At 70.0% G+C, this 4126-nt stretch carries 4 protein-coding genes; 3 read left to right on the top strand and 1 reads right to left on the bottom strand.

Translation table 11 applies throughout. The features are described 5' to 3' along the window. Nucleotides 1-1455, bottom strand: a 1455-nt coding sequence (locus tag VIB55_RS09825) for a glycosyltransferase (protein ID WP_331876474.1), incomplete at its 3' end; no start/stop codon positions are given. 144 nt (nt 1456-1599) lie between these two features. Here VIB55_RS09825 and VIB55_RS09820 point away from each other — a divergent pair. From VIB55_RS09820 to VIB55_RS09810, 3 genes are all read left to right on the top strand, one after another. Then, nucleotides 1600-2397, top strand: coding sequence for a L,D-transpeptidase (locus tag VIB55_RS09820; protein ID WP_331876473.1), 798 nt, complete (start codon nt 1600-1602; stop codon nt 2395-2397). Between the two features lie 35 nt (nt 2398-2432). After that, entirely contained in the window at nt 2433-2981 is a 549-nt protein-coding gene (locus VIB55_RS09815) for a hypothetical protein (RefSeq protein ID WP_331876472.1), read from the top strand. A 134-nt stretch (nt 2982-3115) separates the two neighbouring features. Beyond that, nucleotides 3116-4126: NAD(P)/FAD-dependent oxidoreductase (locus tag VIB55_RS09810; protein WP_331876471.1), on the top strand; the 1011-nt coding region annotated here is incomplete at its 3' end.

Below are 4126 nucleotides of genomic sequence, written 5' to 3'. Positions count from 1 at the left end.
CGGGAGCGCCTGGGCCACGGAGTCGATGCTGGCCTTCATCCCCGCGAAGTAGGTGCCCAGGGGAAACGCGCCCGACGCCAGCGCCTCCAGGAACACCAGCGGACCCGCTTCCTTCACCACGGAGGGGAACACCGCCGCGTCGCAGCACGGAAAGAGGTGGTGCAGCTCGCGGTGCGTCAGGTAGCCCGTGAACAGCACCGTATCCGGCCGCAGGTGCTTTTGCGCGGCGGCGTAGTACGCGTCCAGCTCGCCGCGCTCGCGCAGCTGCTCCAGGTACAGCGCCACCTGCGTCAGCTCTTCGCCCTCCGACTCCCCCTCCGGCGAACCCTCCAGCACGCGGCCGTGGGCCACGATCAGGTCCACCAGGGCCCGCTCCCCCTCGCGCAGCGCCCAGAGCAGCGCCTCCAGCACCTCGCGCAGGGGGCCGTGCCCCACGACGATCACCCGCAGGTCCGGGCGCTTTTCCAGGATCAGCGGCAGGGCGGCGACCACACTTTGGATTCCCTTGCTGCTGATCAATCGGCCCACGAAGAGCAGCGTGGGGTCTCGAGCCCAGTCCACGCCGTTCAGCTTGGCTTCCAGCGCCTCGTCCGGCGTCTTGCCCTCGTACCGCTGGGCATCGGCGAACACGGCGCGCAGCTCGTCCATGGTCATGTCGCCCCGCAGCCGGCCCAGCATCTCCGTCTCCTGGGCGGGAACGCGGCCGCGCTTCATCCCCGCCAGCGCTTCCGCCAGGCGGGCGACGTTGTTCGGCCGCTCCGACCGGGGGATGGGCTCGAACTGGCTGGTGTCGACGCCCAGGTGAAGCTCCGAGAACTTCTCTTCCAGGTTCGGCACGGCGCCCAGGATGCCGCGCACCCGGTCGCGCATCTCGCCGCCGATGGCGAACACGCGCCGTGCGGAGGTGAACGCGGCCAGCGCCAGCCGGTGGAACCGTTCGTCGCGCTTGACGGCGAACTCCAGCGCGCTTCCGTGCGGCATCACCGCGAAGGGAACGCCCGTCTCCTCGCTCACCCGCTGCGCGACGACGGACATCAGCACCGCGTGGTTGGCGTGGATGGCGGTGATGCCGTTCTCGGCGACGATGCGGCGCAGCGCGCGGACGTTGCGGTCCACGTACGCCTCCACCGCCTCGTCGTCCAGGTCAACCATCGGCACCACGTTGGGGAACTCCTCGTACTTGTCCCACACGTACACCGGCAGGGTGTCGCCCAGCACCGGCTTGTGGAGCACGCAGCACCCCGGGTGCTCCGCGTCCGCCCGGTAGAACGTCTCGGCGGGCTCGTCGCCCCGGTAGCGGCGCGCCTCGGTGATGAACGGGTAGCGCTCGGGGTGGTTCTCCTGCGCCATCAGGTGAACGTTGTGGCCTTCCCTGCAGAGCGACTCCACGATGGAGCGTGTCCACAGGTTGCTTCCCGAGCCTTCCAGCAGGTATCCGTGAAGGATGCAGATCATCTTGAGCCTCGTGCGCGGTGGGGGTGGGGCGCGTCGCAGGGTCGCAAGGACGCGGCCAGACTCGAATGTCGAGGGAAGCGAATCGGCGTCTGGCGGCGCACGCCTTGCTTGGGGGGCGGTGCAAACCCTGGAAAGGAGCGATGGATGCTGCAACGGTGGATAGGAACGGCGCTGGCCGCGGCGCTGCTGGCGACGGCGGGATGCTCGGTCAAGGACAGCTCGGACGAAAACGACGCCTCAGGCGACGCGGCGGCCGCGGCGCCCGCGCAGACACAGGCGCAGGCCCCGGCCCAGCCGGCGCCCCCGCCCATGCCGCCGCCAGACCTGCGGCTGGAGGTGAACGTCGCCGAGCGCAAGCTGTACGTGTACCGCAACGACCAGGTGGTCAGCACGCACGCCATCGCGGTGGGGACCGAGGAGTGGCCCACCCGCACGGGTGAGTGGACCGTCGGCCAGGTGGTGTTCAACCCGCGCTGGACGCCGCCTACGGACGAGGAATGGGCCAAGGACGAAGAGGTGTCGGAGCCGGGCGACCCCGAGAACCCGCTCGGGCGCATTCAGATGGTGTACGATCCGCCACGCTCCATCCACGGCACAAACGAGCCGGAGTCGCTGGGAACGGCGGCGTCGCACGGATCCATCCGCATCTCCAACGCCGACGGGCTGCGGGTGGCGCGCATGGTCATGCAGTCCGGCGGCGCGGCCAAAGACGACGCCTGGATCCAGCGCGTGCAGGCCAACCGCACGGAGCGGGTGGAGGTGGCCATCCCCAACCCCATCCCCATCCGCGTGATCTCCGGCGGCGATAGCGACAGCTCGTACCGGCCGGGCGAGAGCAGCAAGGGAAAGAGCGGGTCGGGCGAGCGGGAGAAGGACAAGAGCGGCGAACGCGAGAAGGAGAAGGAAAAGAGCGGCTCCGCCGAGAAGTCCGACGCGGCCTGACGCTCCAGGGGCACAACGAAGCGGAGCCGGCGGGGATGATCTTCTGCCGACTCCGCAAAGCCAGCGTGTCACAATCGCTTCGGCACGCGTTCTCGCGGCGCGAGTCCCTGCAAACCAACGAATCTGGATCGAGTGCGATGAAGGTGGCGTTCGACACCCTGTGCCGAGGAGCGGTGCTGCTGGCGGTGGTGATCCTGGGCGGCTGCGAAGGGCCGGTCGGAACCGATGCAGTCGTCTACACTCTCGCGACCGTGAATGGAAAGCCGCTCCCTGCGCCGCACCGGCACTACGAACTAGTCGAGGCAGTAAGTGCCGAGCTTACGCTTCGGCCCGACGGCACGGCCAGCATGGTCTCCGTCGACCGCTGCCCGCCCGATCCGCCGCCGGGGCTCGGCTGCGCAGTGTACGACGGAGGCCGGCAAACCAACGAAGGCTCCTATTCGCGTTCCGAAGGGTGGGTTCAGTTCGGTTTCAAACGGTTCCAGGCGAGCTTCCATACCCGGAAGGTGGTGCTCACCGAGAGCTGCCGGAACCCGGTTCACTGCACCACCACGTACGAAACCGTGTACGAGTTCCGGCGCTGAACCGGCGTACGCCGATGCCGAGAGGGCGCTTCCGCGATGGCGGAGGCGCCCTTTTTCCGTTCGCCCCTTCTGGTATGGGTCGTGCCCCGGTCGGCGCGCGTGGCACCAGGCGGAGGGCAAACCGGGAGGGTGGGATGGCACGTCCGGACGCGGTGGTGGTGGGATCGGGGCCCAACGGGCTGGCGGCGGCCATCGCGCTCGCGCAGGCGGGGCGGCGCGTGGTGGTGCGCGAGGCGGCGGATACCATCGGCGGGGGGATGCGCACCGAGGAGCTGACGCTTCCCGGCTTTCACCACGACGTGTGCTCCACCGTGCACCCGCTGGGTGTGTCGTCGCCCTTCTTCCGCTCACTGCCGCTGGCCGAGCACGGGCTGCAGTGGGTGCACTCGCCGGCCTGCCTGGCGCATCCGCAGGACGACGGCACCGTGGCCATGCTGGAGCGGTCGATGGAGGAGACCGGCGCCACGCTGGGCCCCGACGCGCGCGCCTGGAAGAAGCTGATGAACCCGTGGGTGCGCCGCTGGCTGGTACTGGCGGAAGACGTGCTGGGGCCGCTGGAGTTTCCCGACCACCCGCTGCTGCTGGCGCGGTTTGGCGTGTACGGCATCCGGCCGGCGTACGGGCTGGCGAAGCGCCGGTTCCAGGGCGAGCTGGCGCGCGCGCTGTTCGCGGGGAACGCCGCCCACAGCATGGTGCCCCTCACCCGCTCGCCCACCGCCGCCTTCGGGCTGACCCTCGTTGCCGCGGGGCACGCGGTGGGGTGGCCCATCGCCCGCGGCGGCTCGCAGAGCATCGCGAACGCGCTGGCCTCGTACCTCCGTTCGCTGGGCGGAGAGATCGTCACGGGTGCGCCGGTGGACAACATCGACGAGTTCCAGGGCGTGCCGCTCGTGCTGCTGGACCTGACTCCACGACAGGTTCTGCGGGTGGCCGGGCACCGCCTGTCCGGACGCTACCGGCGGGCGCTGGAGCGGTTTCGGTACGGCGCGGGCTCGTTCAAGATCGACTGGGCGCTCAGCGGCCCCATCCCGTGGAAGAACCCCGAGTGCGCGCGCGCGGCCACGGTGCACCTGGGCGGCACGCTGGACGAGATCGCGGCGTCGGAGCACGCGCCACTGGACGGAAAGGTCCCGCAAAAGCCGTTC

The organism is Longimicrobium sp. (assembly GCF_036554565.1).
Classification (GTDB): Bacteria; Gemmatimonadota; Gemmatimonadetes; order Longimicrobiales; family Longimicrobiaceae; genus Longimicrobium.
This window is presented reverse-complemented; position numbering and strand designations above follow the sequence as displayed.

Coding starts and splice junctions, on each gene's coding strand:
- VIB55_RS09820 (WP_331876473.1), top strand. CDS start 1,600: ATGCTGCAACGGTGGATAGGAACGGCGCTGGCCGCGGCGCTGCTGGCG.
- VIB55_RS09815 (WP_331876472.1), top strand. CDS start 2,433: ATGATCTTCTGCCGACTCCGCAAAGCCAGCGTGTCACAATCGCTTCGG.